Annotated in this window: 15 protein-coding genes; 12 read left to right on the top strand and 3 right to left on the bottom strand. The window is 67.2% G+C overall.

Annotation, left to right across the window (positions count from 1 at the left end):
- Nucleotides 1-18 precede the first annotated feature (18 nt).
- A complete protein-coding gene (locus BLW27_RS05705) occupies nt 19-600 on the bottom strand; it encodes a peptidoglycan-binding domain-containing protein (protein WP_089880546.1) in 582 nt (193 codons plus the stop codon).
- 53 nt (nt 601-653) lie between these two features.
- A complete protein-coding gene (locus BLW27_RS05700) occupies nt 654-1028 on the bottom strand; it encodes an OB-fold nucleic acid binding domain-containing protein (protein WP_089880543.1) in 375 nt (124 codons plus the stop codon).
- Nucleotides 1029-1198: 170 nt separating this feature from the next.
- Between BLW27_RS05700 and BLW27_RS05695 the strand changes: the two genes are divergently transcribed.
- The 4 genes from BLW27_RS05695 to BLW27_RS05680 all read left to right on the top strand — a co-directional run bounded on the left by BLW27_RS05695 (nt 1199) and on the right by BLW27_RS05680 (nt 5426).
- Nucleotides 1199-1522, top strand: a complete 324-nt coding sequence (locus BLW27_RS05695; RefSeq protein WP_089880807.1) for a 2Fe-2S iron-sulfur cluster-binding protein — start codon at nt 1199-1201, stop codon at nt 1520-1522.
- A 267-nt stretch (nt 1523-1789) separates the two neighbouring features.
- Nucleotides 1790-2596, top strand: a complete 807-nt coding sequence (locus BLW27_RS05690; RefSeq protein WP_089880540.1) for a TIGR00282 family metallophosphoesterase — start codon at nt 1790-1792, stop codon at nt 2594-2596.
- Nucleotides 2597-2737: 141 nt separating this feature from the next.
- Nucleotides 2738-4516, top strand: a complete 1779-nt coding sequence (locus BLW27_RS05685; protein ID WP_089880538.1) for an SLC13 family permease — start codon at nt 2738-2740, stop codon at nt 4514-4516.
- Nucleotides 4517-4673: 157 nt separating this feature from the next.
- Nucleotides 4674-5426, top strand: a complete 753-nt coding sequence (locus BLW27_RS05680; RefSeq protein ID WP_089880535.1) for a YebC/PmpR family DNA-binding transcriptional regulator — start codon at nt 4674-4676, stop codon at nt 5424-5426.
- Nucleotides 5427-5470: 44 nt separating this feature from the next.
- On the opposite strand, the gene BLW27_RS20620 is transcribed toward BLW27_RS05680, so the two are convergent.
- Entirely contained in the window at nt 5471-6307 is an 837-nt protein-coding gene (locus BLW27_RS20620) for a hypothetical protein (RefSeq protein ID WP_143042205.1), read from the bottom strand.
- Between the two features lie 276 nt (nt 6308-6583).
- Between BLW27_RS20620 and BLW27_RS05670 the strand changes: the two genes are divergently transcribed.
- From BLW27_RS05670 to BLW27_RS05635, 8 genes are all read left to right on the top strand, one after another.
- Complete coding sequence (locus tag BLW27_RS05670) at nt 6584-7483, top strand: DMT family transporter (protein WP_245710786.1); 900 nt, start codon at nt 6584-6586, stop codon at nt 7481-7483.
- Between the two features lie 75 nt (nt 7484-7558).
- Nucleotides 7559-8128 (top strand): choline-binding transcriptional repressor BetI, encoded by a 570-nt coding sequence (gene betI / locus BLW27_RS05665; protein WP_089880529.1) that lies wholly within the window; start codon nt 7559-7561, stop codon nt 8126-8128.
- Nucleotides 8125-9633, top strand: a complete 1509-nt coding sequence (gene betC, locus BLW27_RS05660) for a choline-sulfatase (RefSeq protein WP_089880526.1) — start codon at nt 8125-8127, stop codon at nt 9631-9633. The genes betI and betC overlap by 4 nt, the downstream gene beginning before the upstream one ends.
- Nucleotides 9634-9648: 15 nt before the next feature.
- Entirely contained in the window at nt 9649-11106 is a 1458-nt protein-coding gene (gene betB / locus BLW27_RS05655; protein WP_089880523.1) for a betaine-aldehyde dehydrogenase, read from the top strand.
- Nucleotides 11107-11193: 87 nt separating this feature from the next.
- Nucleotides 11194-12846: a choline dehydrogenase gene (gene betA, locus BLW27_RS05650; RefSeq protein ID WP_089880520.1), complete on the top strand. Its 1653-nt coding sequence runs from the start codon at nt 11194-11196 to the stop codon at nt 12844-12846.
- Between the two features lie 103 nt (nt 12847-12949).
- On the top strand, nt 12950-13591 hold the full coding sequence (locus tag BLW27_RS05645) for a thermonuclease family protein (RefSeq protein WP_483862380.1): 642 nt from the start codon (nt 12950-12952) through the stop codon (nt 13589-13591).
- Between the two features lie 207 nt (nt 13592-13798).
- Nucleotides 13799-15037: a FecR domain-containing protein gene (locus BLW27_RS05640; RefSeq protein WP_218141088.1), complete on the top strand. Its 1239-nt coding sequence runs from the start codon at nt 13799-13801 to the stop codon at nt 15035-15037.
- A 133-nt stretch (nt 15038-15170) separates the two neighbouring features.
- On the top strand, nt 15171-17939 hold the full coding sequence (locus BLW27_RS05635) for an EAL domain-containing protein (protein WP_177177830.1): 2769 nt from the start codon (nt 15171-15173) through the stop codon (nt 17937-17939).
- Nucleotides 17940-17946 lie beyond the last annotated feature (7 nt).

Below are 17946 nucleotides of genomic sequence, written 5' to 3'. Positions count from 1 at the left end.
CTCGATGCGGGGCGGGCGCTACTCGAGGCTGGAACGCGGTACGACGACCAGCCCCAGCGCGCGGGCCGTCTCGATCGACAGCTGGTCGCTGTTCAGTCCCTTGCCCGCTTGGTATTGCCTGACGGCGCTGCGCGTGGAACCGTCCATGCGGCCGGTGGGGGCGCCCACGTAGAAGCCGCGCGCAGCCAGCGCACGTTGCAGCGACGCGATGAAGGCGGGCGTCATGACCGCCGGGCAGGGGGCTTCGAACCGCATCTCGCCGCGGGGGCGGACGAGGCGCGGCACCATGGCGCGGCGGTAGACCGGCGCTTGCAGCACGGTGCCGTCCGGCGCGGTCTCGGCGGGTATGACCATGATCTCTCCGCCGACCTGTTCGTAGATCGCGGGTACGGGTTCTGTCGCCCAGCACCGTCCCTCGGCGTCGGGGGCCGAGCCGGCCGGGGGCTGCGGCACGGGGGCGGGCGCGCGATCCGCCGGCGCGGCCGCGCATCCCGCGACCGCAAGTCCCAGCACGAGGCGCAGGATCGCTCTGGACGTCCGGCGCGGACCGTCCGGGCGGGCACTGCCCGGCGCGGCGCCGGTAAGCACGGAAGGGGCCATGGAGGGTCTCGGCATCCGCGCTGGGGCCTTCTGTCGTGCCTGTCGCGCGCAGGTTAGCCGCTTGATGCGCCTTGCGAAAGAGGCTCGTCCAGCAGCGAATCCAGCATCGGCGAGATATCCTCGATCACCTCGGCCAGCAGGTGGGTCACGCCCGCCTCGCGCTGCAGGCGGCCGGTGACGCGCAGCATTCGCCCGGCGATCACCGCGCGGCGGAAGCGTTCGTACATCTTGCGCCAGACGATGACGTTGACCACGCCGGTCTCGTCCTCGAGCGTGATGAAGATCGTCCCGCCCGCCGTGCCGGGCCGCTGGCGCAGGATCACCAGCCCGCCCACCGTCACCCGCGCGCCCGGGGGCGGCCGGTCGAGCCAGGCCGCGGGCACGCAGGCGGGCGGGCGGGGCCAGGGCAGGGGCGTGGGAGGGGGCATGGCTGGTGCTTCCTGGACTGCACTATATGGAACATATGTGGAACATCAGCCGGGATTCGGCAAGCGGGCCGCGCGCCGGAACCGGAAAAGCGCCCGGAAGGGGCTGGCAGCGCGGCGCCTGCCCGACTACCTATGCGGCCGAACGCGAACGCAGAGACTGGGACAAGCGCATGGCGAAGATCACCTACATCGAACACAACGGAACCGAGCACGTCGTCGAGGTCGCCAACGGGCTGACCGTGATGGAGGGCGCGCGCGACAACGGCATTCCTGGCATCGAGGCCGATTGCGGCGGCGCCTGCGCGTGTTCGACCTGCCACGTCTACGTCCATCCCGACTGGGTGGCCAAGCTGCCCGAGCGCGAGGACATGGAAGAGGACATGCTCGACTTCGCGTTCGAGCCCGATCCGGACCGCTCGCGCCTCACGTGCCAACTGAAGGTGACCGATGCGCTGGACGGTCTTGTGGTGCAGATGCCCGAAAAGCAGATCTGAGGCGCGTCCGTCCCGAGGGGGCGCCGCGTCTTCGCGTGCGCTGCCAGCACGGTTCCGCCCGCGGCGCGTGTTCGGCGTCGCGCTTGTGGCTGCCGGTCGCCCGCGCCCCGTCGCGCGGCAATCGCCGGTCCCATGATCGAACTGTCGTCCGCCTCGCGCCACCGCCGGGCCAAGGGCTTTCGTGGGAGGGACAGTGTCCCGGTCCGGATCGTCCGGACGCACGTTTCGGTCTTTGCTTTCGCCGCCCGCGGCCCTACTGCTTCGCGCATGCGTATTCTGTTTCTTGGCGACGTGATGGGACGGGCCGGCCGGACGGCCGTGACCGAGCGTCTGCCTTCGCTGCGCCGCGACTGGCGGCTCGATTTCGTGGTGATCAACGGCGAGAACGCCTCGAACGGGGCGGGGATCACCGCCGCGCACGCCAGGCTGCTGTTCGAGGCCGGCGCCGACGTCGTCACGCTGGGCGACCATGCCTTCGACCAGAAGGACATGCTGCAGGCGATCGAGTCCGAGCCGCGCATCATCCGCCCCCTCAACTTCGCCAAGAACGCGCCGGGACGGGGCGCCGCGCTGTTCCAGGACGCGCGGGGCCGCAAGGTGCTGGTGGCGCAGGTGCTGGGGCAGGTCTTCATGAAGCGCCCCTTCGACGACCCGTTCTCGGCCGTGGACGACGCGCTGCGGCGCTTGGGCGGGCAGGCGCAGGCGCGCATCGTCGACATGCATTGCGAGGCGACGTCCGAGAAGATGGGCATGGGCCATTTCTGCGATGGCCGCGCGAGCCTCGTCGTCGGCACGCACACGCACATCCCCACCGCCGACGCGCAGATCCTGCCCGGCGGCACGGCGTTTCAATCGGATGCGGGCATGTGCGGCGACTACAATTCGGTCATCGGGATGGAGAAGACCGAGCCGATGCGCCGTTTCGTCACCGGCATGGGCAAGGCCCGGTTCGAGCCCGCTTTGGGCGAGGCCACGCTGTCCGGCACCTACGTCGAGACCGACGATGCGACCGGGCGCGCCACCCGCATCGAGATGGTGCGCCAGGGCGGGCGGCTGGTCGCCGCGGGCCCCTGAGCTGACGCGGATGGCACAGGAAGCGGGCGGTGCGCCGGGATCTTGCGCGGCTGCGGCGGCGCGCCACGTGGCGCGGGCTTGTGCCGCCTTTCGGGCTTCGACAGGATGCCTCGGGTTGAACGGGTGTCTTGGGGCCGCCGCATGGAATTGATCACGCTGGGCCAGACGGGGCAGGCGGTTGCGACGCTTGCGATCGTCGCCGCGATGTTCGTGCTTTTCGTGCGCGAGGTCTATCCGGTCGAGGTGGTCGCCATCGGCGGCGTCGCGGTGCTCCTGCTTCTCGGCTCGCTGTCTTACGATGCGGGACTGGCCGTGCTTGCGAACCCGGCGCCATGGACGATCGCGACGTTGTTCCTGGTGATGGGCGCGCTGGTGCGAACCGGGGCGCTGGACCGGCTGACCACCTATGCGCAGGGACGGGTGACCGAGCGCCCGCGCGTGGCGATCGTCGGCGTGCTGGCCTGCGTGGTGGCCGGCTCGGCCTTCATGAACAACACGCCGGTGGTGGTGGTGATGCTGCCGGTCTTCGTGCAGATGTCGAAATCGCTGCGCATCGCGCCATCCAAGCTGCTGATCCCGCTGTCCTACGCGTCGATCATGGGCGGCACGCTGACGCTGATCGGGACTTCCACCAACCTGCTGGTGGACGGCGTGGCGCGCGCACACGGGCTGGCGCCGTTCTCGATCTTCGAGGTGACGCCGGTGGCCGCGATCCTCGTGCTGTGGGGGCTGCTCTATCTTGCGTTCGTCGGCCGCTTCCTGCTGCCCGAGCGCGACAGCATGGCGACGATGCTGTCCGACCGCTCGCGCATGAAGTTCTTCACCGAGGCGGTGATCCCCCCCGACAGCAACCTGATCGGTCGCGAAGTCCTGGGCGTGCAGCTGTTCAAGCGCGAGGGCGTGCGGCTGGTCGACGTCATCCGCGGCGACGAATCGCTGCGCCGCAATCTCGAGGGCGTGGTGCTGCAGGTCGGCGACCGGGTGGTTCTGCGCACGCAGATGACCGAGCTGCTGTCGTTGCAGCGCAACAAGGAGCTCAAGCGCGTCGACCAGGTCTCGGCCAAGGAAACGACGACGGTCGAGGTGCTGATCACGCCGGGCTGCAAGATGGTCGGACGCAGCATGGGTGCGCTACGCTTGCGCCGCCGCTACGGCGTCTACCCGCTGGCGGTCCACCGGCGGAACCAGAATATCGGTCGCCAGATCGATGAACTCGTGGTGCGCGTGGGCGATACGCTGCTGCTGGAGGGTAACGCCGAGGATATCCGCCGTCTGGCCGACGACATGCAACTCGTCGACGTGTCGAAACCGTCTGCGCGCGCGTTCCGCAGAAGTCATGCGCCGATCGCGATCGGCGCGCTAGCGGGCATCGTCGTGTTGTCGGCGCTGGGCGTGGCGCCCATCCTGGCGCTGGCGGTCGTCGCGGTGGCGGTCGTGCTGCTGGCGCGCTGCATCGACGCGGACGAAGCGTTCTCGTTCGTCGAGGGCCGGCTGCTGGCGCTCATCTTCGCGATGCTGGCCGTGGGGGCTGCACTGGAAGAATCGGGCGCCGTGGCGCTGATCGTCGACGCGCTGGCGCCTTGGCTGGCGCTGCTGCCCGGTGCCATGCTGATCTGGGCGGTCTACCTGATGACCTCGCTGCTGACCGAGGCGGTGACCAACAACGCGGTGGCGGTGGTCGTCACCCCGATCGCCATCGGCCTTGCCGAGGCGGTGGGGGTCGATCCGCGCCCGCTGGTGGTGGCGGTGATGATCGCCGCAAGCTGCGCCTTCGCCACGCCGATCGGCTACCAGACCAACACGCTGGTCTATGGCCCGGGCGGCTACCGGTTCTCGGACTTCATCAAGGTCGGGCTGCCACTGAACCTCAGCATGGGCGTGCTGGCCGCGTTGCTGATCCCGGTGTTCTTCCCCTTGTAGGCTGTCTGGGGCTCTGCCCCCGCGCCGACGCCCACGAGATTCCTGCCGGAACGACGCGAGGAAGCCGTCTTCGGCGCGTGGCGCGGGCGGACTTGGCAAGGATGGCGGCGATGCGATAAGAGGGCGCAGTTCCAGACATCCGCATGAGGCACCGCCAATGGCCGGCCATTCCAAATGGGCAAACATCCAGCACCGCAAGGGCCGTCAGGACGCGGTGCGCGCCAAGCTGTTTTCGAAGTTCTCGAAAGAGATCACCGTCGCCGCCAAGATGGGCGACCCCGACCCCGACAAGAACCCGCGCCTGCGCCTCGCCATCAAGGAGGCCAAGGCCCAGTCCATGCCCAAGGACAACATCGAGCGCGCCATCAAGAAGGCCTCGGGCGGCGAGGGCGAGGACTACGAGGAAATCCGCTACGAAGGCTACGGCCCCAACGGCGTGGCGATCATCGTCGAGGCGATGACCGACAACCGCAACCGGACTGCATCGAACGTCCGGTCCACCTTCAGCAAGAATGGCGGCAACTTGGCCGAGACCGGCGCGGTCGCCTTCATGTTCGAGCGCAAGGGCGAGATCGTCTATCCCGCCTCGGCCGGTGACGCCGACACGGTGATGATGGCCGCCATTGAAGCCGGTGCCGAGGACGTGGAGAGCGGTGAGGAGGGTCACATCGTCTATTGCGCCGACACCGACCTGAACGAGGTCGCGACCGCGCTCGAGGCCGAGCTTGGTGAAAGCCAGTCGACCAAGCTGATCTGGAAGCCCTCGACGACGACCGAGCTTGACTTCGACTCGATGCAGAGCCTGATGAAGCTGGTCGACGCGCTGGAAGACGACGACGATGTGCAGCGCGTGACCACGAACTTCGAGGCTTCTGACGAGGTGATGGCGGCGCTGGATCACGCTGGCTAGATCCCGCCAGTGAAGCAAGCTGCACGCCAGGTCCAGTGGTCTACCTAGACGTCAGGACGTCTGTAACCGAAGCGGTCGATCAATAATCTTTCGCGCTCGGCTACCAGGTCGGCTGTCTCTGCGTCGTAGAAATGCTCGGCCTTGGTCAGACCCTTGCGCGATGTGTTGACGCGATCTTTCTCGCCGATCGCCGCGCGAGCCGTTTCTTCGTCGGCCCATCCGTGCCGTTCGATCAGGGCGACGAAATCTGCTGTCAGTCTTGCGGTCTGGATGAAGTCGTCGATATAGCAGTTTGCCTCCTCGAATGCGCGCAGCGAAGCGAGGTCGCGCAGGCGCCCGGAATGCAGGGTTCTCTCGTCGCGGCAATACAGGTTGCAGTAGCGATATGTGTAGAAGCCCGCGTAGCGGTGCAGGCCGGATGCGTAGTATGCTCCGGACAGCAACGCTGCGTAGCGTGGATGCATGACCTTACGCATCCACGCCCTGAACAGAGCGGGATCGTTCGCATCTGAGTACAGACGCCTGTTAGCCGCACGATTTTCCCGGAGGGAGACCGTCAACGCGGGTAGAAAGGACAGAGCCCCGCGATATCCCGCCAGGCGCAAGGACCGCCCCTTGTGTGGGCGAAAGGTTGTCAGAGATTTGTATGGTCCAGATCGCCGGCCGTCGTCGACACCGTATGCCCATAGGGAAATGTAATACTCCCACGGGTCGCGGACGGTCGCGAATTTCACCAGCGGGCCATCAATGACGTCCGGTGGCGGTTTGCCGTGTTTGTCGAGACGCCGCCGCGCGAAGTTCAGATCTTTAAGCCATTGAAAAACAGCCTCTGTGCCGGTCTTCTGTAGATCTACGTAAACGAAACGATCCGATAGAAACATGCGCAGACCCCGAGATTTCAATGCAAAGGGGTAGCACTGGCCATTTTACCTGTCGACAGCTATTTCCGACAAGGATCGATCTGGTCGCCATGCACAAACGCCCGCGCCTATTTATCGACGCAGTGAACGCATTTGAATCGAGCCGCGCGCTCGGCTTCTCGCCGATTATCGCCATTGGTGTGCAGAATGCTTCGCTCTGTGGTAGGGGCTGCTGCACTGCTTCCCGAGGGAGCCGGGCCTTGCCCCCGGCGGGCGGTTGCGCCAAGGGTTGAGCCCATGGAAAATGCGGCGCAGCGGCCCGGGGCAGGGGTCTTCTGGATGGTGGTGACGGGGCTGTGCTTCGTCATGGTCACGGCACTGGTGAAGCTTCTGGGCAGCCGCATCCCGTCGTCTGAATCGGCCTTCCTGCGCTACCTGATCGGCCTGGTGTTCCTGATCCCGATGATGCCCGCCCTGCGCGCCGTCAGGCTGACACGCCGCCAGTGGGGGCTGTTCACGCTTCGGGGCGCGGCGCACACGGTGGGCGTGGTGCTGTGGTTCTACGCCATGACCCGCATCCCCATCGCCGAGGTCACGGCGATGAACTACCTCAACCCGGTCTACGTCACGATCCTCGCGGTTTTCTTCCTGGGCGAGACGCTGGCGATGCGGCGCATCATGGCGATCATCGCGGCGCTGGTGGGCGCGGTGCTGATCCTGCGCCCGGGTTTCCGCGAACTCGACCCCGGCCATATCGCCATGCTGGGCACCGCGCTTCTGTTCGGCGTGTCCTACCTGACGGCCAAGATCCTGTCAGGCGAGGTCAGCGCCGCCGTCGTGGTAGGGATGCTTTCGATCACCGTGACCATCGGGCTGGCGCCGCTGGCGCTGGCGGTCTGGGTCTGGCCCACCGGGTGGGAGCTTCTGGTGCTCTGCGCCGTCGCGACCTTCGCCACCGCGGGGCACTTCACCATGACGCTGGCCTTCGCCGCCGCGCCGGTGACGGTGACGCAACCGGTGACGTTCCTGCAGCTGGTCTGGTCGGTGCTGATCGGCGCGCTGTTCTTCGCCGAGCCGGTCGACCCGTGGGTGATTGCGGGCGGCGGGCTTATCATGGGCGCGGTGGTCTTCATCACGTGGCGCGAGCACGTGCTGAAGCGGCGCGTGACCCCGCTTGTGAACGAGACCAAGGGCTGAGGCCCCACAAGATGCCGGGAAGGACTGCCCTGGATATTGATTGACTGGTCAATCAATATCTGGCAAGCAGCCCGCATGCCAAAGCTTGGACAGGAACAACTGCGCCGTGCAGCGCTGGTCGCCGCGACGGTCGAGGAAATCGGCGAACGCGGCTCGCTCGACGTGACCGTGGGCCAGATCGCGCGCCGCGCCGGCATGTCGACGGCGCTGGCGCATCATTACTTCGGCGGCAAGGCGCAGATCTTCTTGGCTGCCATGCGCCAGATCCTGAGCGATTACGGCGCCGAGGTGCGCACCGCGCTGGCCTCGGCCGCGCCGGGTCGGCGGCTCGAGGCGATCGTCGCGGCAAATTTCGCGCCAAGCTGCTTTGCGCCGACCACCGTGTCGGCGTGGCTGACCTTCTACGGGCTGGCCAACAGCGATGCGCAGGCGGCCCGGCTGCTGCGGGTCTACCAGGCGCGGCTGCGCTCGAACCTGGTGCAAGCGTTGCGCGGTCGCTGTGCCGACCCCGAGACGGTGGCCGAGACGCTGGCCGCGCTGATCGACGGCGTCTACCTGCGCGCCGCGCTGTCGAGCCAGGGCGTCGAGGGCGCCGCATGTCACGTCATCACGACCGCCTACGCGCTGATGGGAGAGACGCGATGAGTTCGAACATCCTGATCGTCATGGTCGACCAGTTGAACGGCACGCTGTTTCCGGACGGGCCGGCCGACTGGCTGCACGCGCCGCAACTGAAGGCGCTGGCGGAACGCTCGACCCGCTTCGCCAACGCCTATACGGCCTCGCCGCTCTGCGCGCCGGCGCGGGCCAGCTTCATGTCCGGCCAGCTTCCCAGCATGACCCGCGTCTACGACAACGCCGCCGAATTCGCGTCCGACATCCCGACCTACGCACACCACCTGCGCCGGGCGGGCTGGCAGACCTGCCTGTCGGGAAAGATGCACTTCGTCGGCCCCGACCAGCTGCACGGGTTCGAGCAGCGCCTGACCACCGACATCTATCCCGCCGATTTCGGCTGGACGCCCGATTACCGAAAGCCGGGCGAGCGGATCGACTGGTGGTACCACAACATGGGCTCGGTCACCGGCGCGGGCGTAGCCGAGATCACCAACCAGTTGGAATACGACGACGACGTCGCCCACCAGGCGCAGCAGAAGCTGTACGACCTTGCGCGTGGGCACGACAAGCGGCCGTGGTGCCTGACCGTCAGCTTCACCCACCCGCACGACCCCTACGTGGCGCGCAAGCGGTTCTGGGACCTCTACGAGGATTGCGAACACCTCCTGCCGACCGTGCCGGCGATGGATTACACCGATCACGATCCCCATTCGCAGCGGCTGTTCGACGCGAACGACTGGCGCAGCTACGCCATCACCGAAGACCACATCGCCCGCGCGCGCCGCGCCTACTTCGCCAATATCAGCTATCTCGACGACAAGATCGGCACGCTGCTGCAGACGCTTCAGGACATGCGGATGGCCGACGACACGGTCGTCGTCTTCGTCAGCGACCACGGCGACATGCTGGGCGAGCGCGGCCTGTGGTTCAAGATGAGCTTCTTCGAGGGGTCGTCCCGCGTGCCGCTGATGATCGCGCTGCCGGGGCAGGGCGGGCGCACCGTGACCGACCCGGTCTCGACCATCGACGTGACGCCGACGCTGGGCGCACTGGCGGGCGTGTCGATGGACGAGGTCGCCCCCTGGACCGCCGGCGAAAGCCTGCTGCCGCTGATCGACGGCGGCGCGCGCGAGACGCCGGTGGCGATGGAATACGCTGCCGAAGGCTCCATCGCGCCGATGGTCTGCCTGCGCCACGGGCAATGGAAATACACCGCCTGCCAGCCCGATCCCGAGCAGCTGTTCGACCTCGACGCCGACCCGCACGAGCTGACGAACCTCGCCGAAGACCACGCCCACGCCGAGACGCTCGACGCGTTTCGCGCGCTGGCGGCCGAGCGCTGGGATCTCGACCGCTTTGACGCGGACGTGCGGCAAAGCCAGGCGCGCCGTCACGTGGTCTACGAGGCGCTGCGGCAGGGCGGCTATTACCCGTGGGACTTCCAGCCGCTGCGCGACGCGTCCGACCGCTACATGCGCAACCACATGGATCTCAACGTGCTCGAGCACGACCAGCGCTATCCGCGCGACTGATACGAAAGGCCCCCGATGAGCTACGATCTTCAGCCCCCCGCAAGCCATTTCATCGACGGCCAGTACGTCGAGGATACAGAAGGCCAGCCCCTGCCGGTGATCCACCCCGCGACGGGTGCGACCATCGCCACGCTGCACGAGGCGACGCCCGCCATCATCAACCGCGCGCTGAACGCCGCGCGCCGGGCACAGGCCGAGTGGGCCGCGATGACCGGCGCCGAGCGCGGCCGCGTGCTGCGCCGGGCCGCTGACATCATCCGCGACCGCAACCATGCGCTGTCGGTGCTGGAAACCTGGGACACCGGCAAGCCGCTGCAGGAAACGCTGGTGGCGGATGCCGCCAGCGCCGCCGACGCGCTGGAGTATTTCGGCGGCCTCGCCGGCACGCTGACTGGCGAGCATGTGCAGCTGGGCGAGAACTGGGGCTACACGATCCGCGAGCCGCTGGGCGTCTGCGTCGGCATCGGCGCCTGGAACTACCCAAGCCAGATCATCGCGTGGAAATCCGCCCCCGCGCTGGCCTGTGGCAACGCGATGGTCTTCAAGCCGTCCGAGACCACGCCGCTGTCGTCGCTGCGCATCGCCGAGGTCCTCACCGAGGCCGGCGCGCCGGCCGGCCTGATCAACGTGGTGCAGGGCGCGGGCGCCGTGGGCCACGCGCTGGTCACCGATCCCCGCGTCGACAAGGTGTCGCTGACCGGCTCGGTCGCCACCGGGCGAAAGGTGTACGCCGCCGCCGCCGAAGGCATCCGCAACGTCACGATGGAGCTTGGCGGCAAGTCGCCCCTGATCGTCTTCGACGACGCCGATCTCGACAACGCGGTGGGCGGGGCGATCATGGGCAACTTCTATTCGACGGGTCAGGTCTGCTCGAACGGGACGCGGGTCTTCGTGCACCGGTCGATCCGCGAGGAGTTTCTCTCGCGGCTGAGCGAACGGCTGAAGGGCGTCGTCATGGGTGATCCGCTGGACGAGGCCACCAACTTCGGCCCGATGGTCAGCGAGCGCCAGCGCGAGATCGTGCTGGGTTACATCGAGAAGGGGAAGGCCGAAGGCGCGCGGCTGGTCGCAGGCGGCAAGGCCGTCGACGGCCCGGGCTTCTTCATCGAGCCCACTGTCTTCGCCGACGTCACCGACGACATGACCATCGCGCGCGAGGAGATCTTCGGCCCCGTCCTGTCGGTCCTCGACTTCGAGGATGAGGACGAGGTGATCGCCCGCGCCAACGACACCGAGATGGGCCTGTCCGCCGGCGTCTTCACCCGCGACCTTGCCCGCGCGCACCGCGTGATCGGCCGCGTCAAGGCGGGCACCTGCTACGTCAACTCGTACAACGACGCGCCGGTCGAATTGCCCTTCGGCGGCTCGAAGCTGTCCGGCGTCGGTCGCGAGAACGCGAAGGCCGCGATCGAGCATTACTCGCAGCTGAAGTCGGTCTTCGTGCGCATGGGCGATGTCGAGGCGCCGTTCTAGGCCGCTTCGCCCGTCCAATCTGACTCACCTATTCCCGCCCGAGGCTTCCGCCCCCGGCGCAGGACTCAAACATCGGAGATCCCGCCAATGCACGCGGATTACATCGTCGTCGGGGCCGGCAGCGCCGGCTGTGCAATGGCCTACCGGCTCGCCGAAGCCGGGCGCTCGGTCATCGTCGTGGAACACGGCGGGTCCGACTGGGGGCCGTTCATCAACATGCCCGGCGCGCTGAGCTACCCGATGAACATGCCGCGCTACGACTGGGGCTACCGGACCGAGCCCGAGCCGCACCTGGGCGGGCGGGAACTGGCCTGCCCGCGGGGCAAGGTGCTGGGCGGTTCGTCCTCGATCAACGGCATGGTCTACGTGCGCGGCCACGCGCTTGATTTCGACCATTGGCGCGATACAGGCGCCGACGCCTGGGGCTATGCCGACGTGCTGCCCTACTTCAAGCGGATGGAGCACTGGCATCCCGGGCCCCATGGCGGGGACCCCGCCTGGCGCGGCAAGGACGGCCCGCTGCACGTTACCCGCGGGCGGCGCGACAACCCGCTGGTGAAGGCCTTCGTCGAGGCGGGACGCGAAGCCGGCTACCCGGTCACACCCGATTACAACGGCCACCAGCAGGAAGGCTTCGGCCCCTTCGACATGACCGTGTGGAAGGGCGCCCGCTGGTCGGCGGCCAGCGCCTATCTGCGTCCCGCCAAGCGCCTCGGCGCGCGAATCGTCAACGGCCTCGTGCGCCGCGTGGTCTTCGAGGACGGCCGCGCCATCGGGGTCGAGGTCATCCGCCGCGGCCGCACCGAGACGCTGCGCGCGGGGCGCGAAGTCATCCTGTCGGCAGGCGCGATCAACTCGCCCAAGCTTCTGATGCTGTCGGGCATCGGGCCGGCGGCGCACCTGGCCGAACACGGCGTCGCGCCGGTCGCGGACCGCGCCGGCGTCGGCCGGAACCTCCAAGACCACCTCGAGCTTTACATCCAGCAGGCGGCCACCCAGCCGATCAGCCTGTCGAAGTACTGGAACCTCTTCGGCAAGGCATGGGTCGGGTTGCAATGGCTGCTCGCGCGCCGCGGGCCGGGCGCCTCGAACCAGTTCGAAAGCACCGGCTTCGTCCGCTCGGCAGCCGGGGTCGAGTATCCCGACATCCAGTTCCACTTCCTGCCCATCGCCGTGCGCTACGACGGCAAGGTCGCGGCCGAGGGGCACGGCTTCCAGGCCCATGTGGGGCCGATGCGATCCGCCTCGCGCGGTGAGGTCACGCTGCGGTCGCCCGATCCGGCCGAGGCGCCCAGGATCCAGTTCAACTACATGTCCGACCCGCAGGACTGGGCCGACTTCCGCACTTGCATCCGGCTGACGCGTGAGATCCTGGGACAGGAGGCCTTCGCCCCCTATCGCGGGCACGAGATTCAACCGGGCGCCGCGGTGCAAAGCGACGACGAGCTCGATGCCTTCATCCGCGAACACGTCGAAAGCGCCTACCATCCCTGCGGGACCTGCCGGATGGGCCGCGCGGATGATCCCGACGCCGTGGTCGACCCGCAGGGCCGGGTGATCGGGGTGGAGGGGCTGCGCGTGGCCGATGCCTCAATCTTTCCGCGCATCACCAACGGCAACCTCAACGCGCCCTCGATCATGGTCGGCGAGAAGATCGCCGACCACGTGTTGGACCGCCAGCTTCCGCCCAAGAACGCGCAGCCCTGGATCAATCCCGATTGGCGCTCTTCGCAGCGGTAACTGGTTAACCGGATATTAACGTTTCTCGGTCGTTGGTCTTGAAGCGAATCGCTCCAGAGTCATCTCTGGAGGGATGTTAAGAGTTTGTTCTCTGTTGGTGCTCATGGTCGGCGCGCTGCCCGTGGCCGCGGACCCGATCGAGGGCGTGGTGCGGGTGGTCGACGGCGACACGATCGACGTGGACGATACGCGCGTGCGTCTGCATGGCATAGACGCGCCCGAAAGGGATCAGCGCTGCGGCGGCGACGACGCGCCGATGTGGGATTGCGGCCTGTGGGTCACGCGCGTGGCGATGGACCGCTACGACGGACAGCGGGCCGACTGCACGGTGCTCGACACCGACCGCTACGGCCGCGCGGTAGCACGGTGCATCGTCCGCGGCGAAGACGTGGGGCGCGCGATGGTCGCCGACGGCCTGGCCTTTGCATACCGCGCCTATTCAATGGATTACGATCTGGAAGAGAAGGCTGCCGCGATCAACGATCGCGGCCTTCATGCGACCGAGGTCGCCGCCCCGGCCGAGTTCCGGGCCGCCGGCCGGCGCGCCCGCGCGTCACGAAACGCGGCCGCCGCGCCCGATGGCTGCGCGATCAAGGGCAACATCGCCCGCGACGGTGACCGCATTTTCCACGCGCCGGGCCAGCGCTGGTATTCCCGAACGCGTGTCGCGCTGGCAGAGGGCGAGCGGTGGTTCTGCTCAGAAGCCGAGGCTCGCGCGGCCGGCTGGCGTCGGGCGCGGCAGTAGCGCGGCGGCGCGAATCGGCTGCCACCCCCTTTCGCGCAGTGGATCAAGCGCGCGGCCGCGACCGATCGGTCACCGCGGCGAAGCGCGTGATCTGACCGGCATTTCCCGCGAATTCTCGCGGTATTTGCGCGGCAATTTCCTTGCGGCTTTGCACAACCTTTACCGCTGGCGGTCAAACTCCGATTTGACTGTACAGGAGGATCTCCGATGAAATTCGGTTTTATCAGTATGCTGGCGGGTTTCATCCTGATGGCCAGTAACGCACTTGCGTCGGGATGGCTCGTCGAGAAGGTCGGCGGAGACGTGTTTTACGCGCCCGACGGCCGCAGTTGGAGCGCATTGCACCCCGGGATCGAGCTTCCGAATGCAAGCTGGATACAGACCCAGCGGCAGGGACGTGTGCTTTTGACACGCGGCGAAGAGCGTATTCTCATTCGCCCCGATACTCTGGCGGCCGTCGCCACTTGGAATAACGGCGGCGTGAACACCAAGGTCGTGCAGCGCACCGGCGCCGTGGCCCTCGACGTCGAGGTGCGGACGCGCAAGCACGTCACCGTCAAGACACCGCACCTGGCCGCCGTCGTGAAGGGTACCGCCTTCGAGGTAACGGTCGGTGGCATGGAATCATCGGTTCGCGTCGACCGGGGCGCGGTCGATGTCAGCGATGAGGGCGGATCGGGCGCCACCCGCGTGACCGCCGGAATGCAGGCGACCGTTGCGCCTTCGCGCGGCCGCGGCGTCAGCGTCAGAGAGGCGCCGCCGGCGACCGCAGACGTCATCGAGGAAATCAGCGCTCAGATGGGGCCGGCCGAACCCGCAACGGTGCGTGCTGCCGGATCGAAGGGAAGGCTCGGGAATAACGGGAACTCGCGCGGAAACGGCAACGGCAATCCTGGCGGCAATGGCAGCGGCAATTCCGGCGGCAACGGGAATGGAAACGTTGGCGGTAACGGGAACGGCGGCGGCAATGGCAGCGGGAACGAAAACTCCGGTGGCAGCGGGAATGGGAACAGTGGCGGTAACGGTGGCGGTGCCGGGAACGGTAATACGAACGGCAGCGCCGGCGGGAACGGAAGTACGGGCGGCAACGGGAATGGCAATCCCGATGGCGGCGGCAACGAAAATTCCGGCGGCAACGGCAACTCCGGCGGCGGCAGCTCGGGCGGCAACGGCAACTCCGGAGGCGACGGCAGCTCGGGCGGCAACGGCAACGGGAATCCAGACGGTGCCGGAACCGACAATACCGGCGGGAGCGGAGGCGGAGACTCCGGCAGCGGCGGGAGCGGCAATTCCGGCAGCGGCAATTCGGATGACGCGGGCAACGGGAGTCCCGGCAGCAACGGGAACGGCAATTCCGGTGGCAACGGCCGCTCGGACATGCGCACAGATGCTTCCGGCGCCATGAACGATTACGCGAAGGCGCTTCTCCTGAAAGCCAGGATGTGACCTGAGTAAAACCACGCCCGGCGCGGCCGCCGAAGCGGCCGGGCGGGGCTTCCCCTCTGGTGCCAAAGCCGGGTCCTTCAGGTGAAATTGGCCCGGCCCTCGACGCACCACCACCTTTTTCAGGATGGCGAAGATGCTTTCAGGCAGCGGAAACCTGAGCCGGTTGACCGACGCCACTCCTGCTGTCGTGACCGGCCTTGTCGTCGGGATCGCCATGTTCTTCGACCTGCTCGCACCGCTCGATGTGGCGATCGGTGACCTGCGCATGGGCCTGAGCGCGCAACCTGTCAGCGGCCAGGTCGTCTACGTCGCGATCGACGAAAAGAGCCTGAAGGCCGTGGGCCAGTGGCCCTGGCCTCGCAATGTGCACGGCGCCCTGCTGGACCGCTTTACGGAAGCCGGAGCCCGCGACGTCTTTTTCGACGTCGACTTTGCCTTCGCGGGCGACCCACAGGGCGATCTCGGCTTCATCGACGCGCTGGAGCGCGCCGGAGGCGCCACGTATCTTCCGGTCTTCGCACAGCCCGCGACGATCGGCGGACCCGGGCCGGAGACGCTGGGCGCGAACATGCCCCACGCCCCGTTTCTGGACCTGAGTTGGCCTGTCCTGGTCAACGTGCCCGCCGATGGCGATGGACTGGTTCGGCACTACTACTACAGCGCCGAAGTGGCGGGCGAGGATATGGCGTCGGCCGCATCGTACCTGTCCGGGGCATTCGGACCCCGCGGCGAGGCCTTTGCCGTCAACTACGCGCTACGCCCCGACACCGTTCCGAGCCATTCCGCAATCAACGTGCTGCGCGGCGACGTTGCGCCAGACGCATTCGCCGGAAAGTCTGTGATTGTCGGGGCGCATGCGGTCGAACTGCGGGACAACTTCGCAGTGCCCGTCCACGGCATCGTCCCGGGGCCCGTCATTCACGCCCTCGCGGCCGAGACCCTCATGCAGGAAGTCGTTCCGACCCGGCGGGGCGGGTTGTCCACCATCGCCCTGTTGTGCGCTCTCATCGTCCTGCTGCAACGGCGGGATGAAAACTTCAGCGCCTGGACGTTCATCGCGAAGGCCGCTTTCTTTCTGATCGCGGTCGAGTTGGGTGCTCTCGTGCTGTTCCAGCGGAGTTCGGTACAGTGGTCGACCGCGCCCTTCTATCCCGGCATTCTGCTTTACGGAGCGTGGCGGTTGGGCCAGACCATCGATATCAGTCGTTGGGTCATTCGCGGTGCACGCGTCGAGATCGAAAACACCCGGCGGCTGCTCGAGCAGGTGTTCAACGACAGTTCGGACACGATCATCATCCTCGACGAGGTGCTGCATGTCCGCACCGCCAGCAAAAGCGCGATGGAGATGGGGATCGGCCGCGGCGAGGCGGCGCTGCCCGTCGCCTTTGCCGACGCGGCGCGCGATGCGATCCGGTGCTACCGCTCCGGCGCATGGCGCGCGCAGCCGCTTGCCGAGACCCGGCTGGGAGATCGCATTCTTCAGTTCACCGTCACGCCGTCCGTGCTCGAGGCATTGTCCGACGGGCTGAGAACCCCCGCAAAACAGGAGTACATCGCCACCATCGCCGCCCGCGACATCACGCATCTGCGAAAGCAAGAGGAAAAGCTGGCTTACCTGTCGGCGCATGACGAGCGAACCGGCGCGCTGCGACGACAGGCCTTCTTGCGGCTGGTGCATCAGCATCTGCTGGACCACGGCCGGATCGCCGTCTTCGCGTTCAACCTGCATCGGTTCAAGACGATCAATACGACGCTGGGCCGGGACGTCGGCGACCTTCTGCTGGCCGAGGTGGTCCGACGGTTGCTTCACGACGTCGAACGCCTGTCGCCGGTAGTGCGCCTGGACGGCGATTCCTTCGCCCTATTCGCCACCTGCGCCTTGGGCGACGCTTCGCCTGCCGACCTGGCCGAGCAGATCCACGAATCCGTCACCAGGCCTTACGAACTCTCGGATGCGCGCGCCTTGGTCGGGGCCCGCGTCGGCTATTTCGACACGGGCGAGGGGACGGAACTTTCCGCGCAGGCGGTGCTGGACCAGGCCGAGGACGCGCTGGACGAAGCACGGCAATTCGGCGGATCGCGCATCGCGCGGCACGACCCCGACAAGACCCGCAGGAAGACCCGCGCGCGGGACATCGAGCGCGCCATGTGGACCGCGATCGACGAGGAGGAACTCAGCCTCGTTTACCAGCCGCAGGTCGACATGCGCGACGGCCGGCTGATCGGGGTAGAGGCGCTGCTGCGCTGGACCAGTCCGACGCTCGGCCGGATATTTCCCGACGAGTTCATCGCGGTTGCGGAATCCAACGGCTTCATCCGCCAGATCGGGCGCTGGGTGCTGCACAGGGCGGCGCTGGACGCAAGGCTTCTGCCGGCGGACGTGACCGTAGCGGCGAACGTCTCGGCGCTGCAGATGCTGGACCACGGTATTCTGGACGACGTGCAATCGGCGCTGTCGGAAAGCGCTATCCCGCCGGCGCGCCTGTGGCTCGAGTTGACCGAGACGGCACTGATGTCGCCTTCGGATTGCATCATCGAGTCCATGCGCGACATCGAGATGCTCGGCGTTTCGTGGGCGCTGGACGATTTCGGAACGGGTTATTCGTCGCTTGCCTACCTGTCGCGACTGCCGCTGCGAAAGCTCAAGCTGGACAAGAGCTTCGTGCAGAACCTCGATACGGACGCGCACGCAATGGCAATCCTGCGTTCGGTCAACAACCTGTGTCGCAACATGGACCTGTGCCTGCTCTGCGAAGGCGTAGAGACGCGGGCGCATGCCGACATCCTGCTGGGCGAGGGATGCGTCGAGGCGCAAGGCTACTTCTACGGAAAGCCGCAATCTCTCGAGGAGGTCATCGACACGTTCTGTGGCGGTGCGACCCAAGTGGCGCGCCGCGGCTGAAGCAGGT

The organism is Citreimonas salinaria (assembly GCF_900107235.1).
In the GTDB taxonomy this organism is placed as follows: domain Bacteria; phylum Pseudomonadota; class Alphaproteobacteria; order Rhodobacterales; family Rhodobacteraceae; genus Citreimonas; species Citreimonas salinaria.
Note: the sequence above shows the minus strand (reverse complement) of the source record. Positions and strands in the feature narration are given on the sequence as shown.

Excerpts from the sequence above, each read along its gene's own strand:
- BLW27_RS05705 (WP_089880546.1), bottom strand. The coding sequence starts at position 600 with ATGGCCCCTTCCGTGCTTACCGGCGCCGCGCCGGGCAGTGCCCGCCCG.
- BLW27_RS05700 (WP_089880543.1), bottom strand. The coding sequence starts at position 1,028 with ATGCCCCCTCCCACGCCCCTGCCCTGGCCCCGCCCGCCCGCCTGCGTG.
- BLW27_RS05695 (WP_089880807.1), top strand. The coding sequence starts at position 1,199 with ATGGCGAAGATCACCTACATCGAACACAACGGAACCGAGCACGTCGTC.
- BLW27_RS05690 (WP_089880540.1), top strand. The coding sequence starts at position 1,790 with ATGCGTATTCTGTTTCTTGGCGACGTGATGGGACGGGCCGGCCGGACG.
- BLW27_RS05685 (WP_089880538.1), top strand. The coding sequence starts at position 2,738 with ATGGAATTGATCACGCTGGGCCAGACGGGGCAGGCGGTTGCGACGCTT.
- BLW27_RS05680 (WP_089880535.1), top strand. The coding sequence starts at position 4,674 with ATGGCCGGCCATTCCAAATGGGCAAACATCCAGCACCGCAAGGGCCGT.
- BLW27_RS20620 (WP_143042205.1), bottom strand. The coding sequence starts at position 6,307 with ATGTTTCTATCGGATCGTTTCGTTTACGTAGATCTACAGAAGACCGGC.
- BLW27_RS05670 (WP_245710786.1), top strand. The coding sequence starts at position 6,584 with ATGGAAAATGCGGCGCAGCGGCCCGGGGCAGGGGTCTTCTGGATGGTG.
- betI (WP_089880529.1), top strand. The coding sequence starts at position 7,559 with ATGCCAAAGCTTGGACAGGAACAACTGCGCCGTGCAGCGCTGGTCGCC.
- betC (WP_089880526.1), top strand. The coding sequence starts at position 8,125 with ATGAGTTCGAACATCCTGATCGTCATGGTCGACCAGTTGAACGGCACG.
- betB (WP_089880523.1), top strand. The coding sequence starts at position 9,649 with ATGAGCTACGATCTTCAGCCCCCCGCAAGCCATTTCATCGACGGCCAG.
- betA (WP_089880520.1), top strand. The coding sequence starts at position 11,194 with ATGCACGCGGATTACATCGTCGTCGGGGCCGGCAGCGCCGGCTGTGCA.
- BLW27_RS05645 (WP_483862380.1), top strand. The coding sequence starts at position 12,950 with ATGGTCGGCGCGCTGCCCGTGGCCGCGGACCCGATCGAGGGCGTGGTG.
- BLW27_RS05640 (WP_218141088.1), top strand. The coding sequence starts at position 13,799 with ATGAAATTCGGTTTTATCAGTATGCTGGCGGGTTTCATCCTGATGGCC.
- BLW27_RS05635 (WP_177177830.1), top strand. The coding sequence starts at position 15,171 with ATGCTTTCAGGCAGCGGAAACCTGAGCCGGTTGACCGACGCCACTCCT.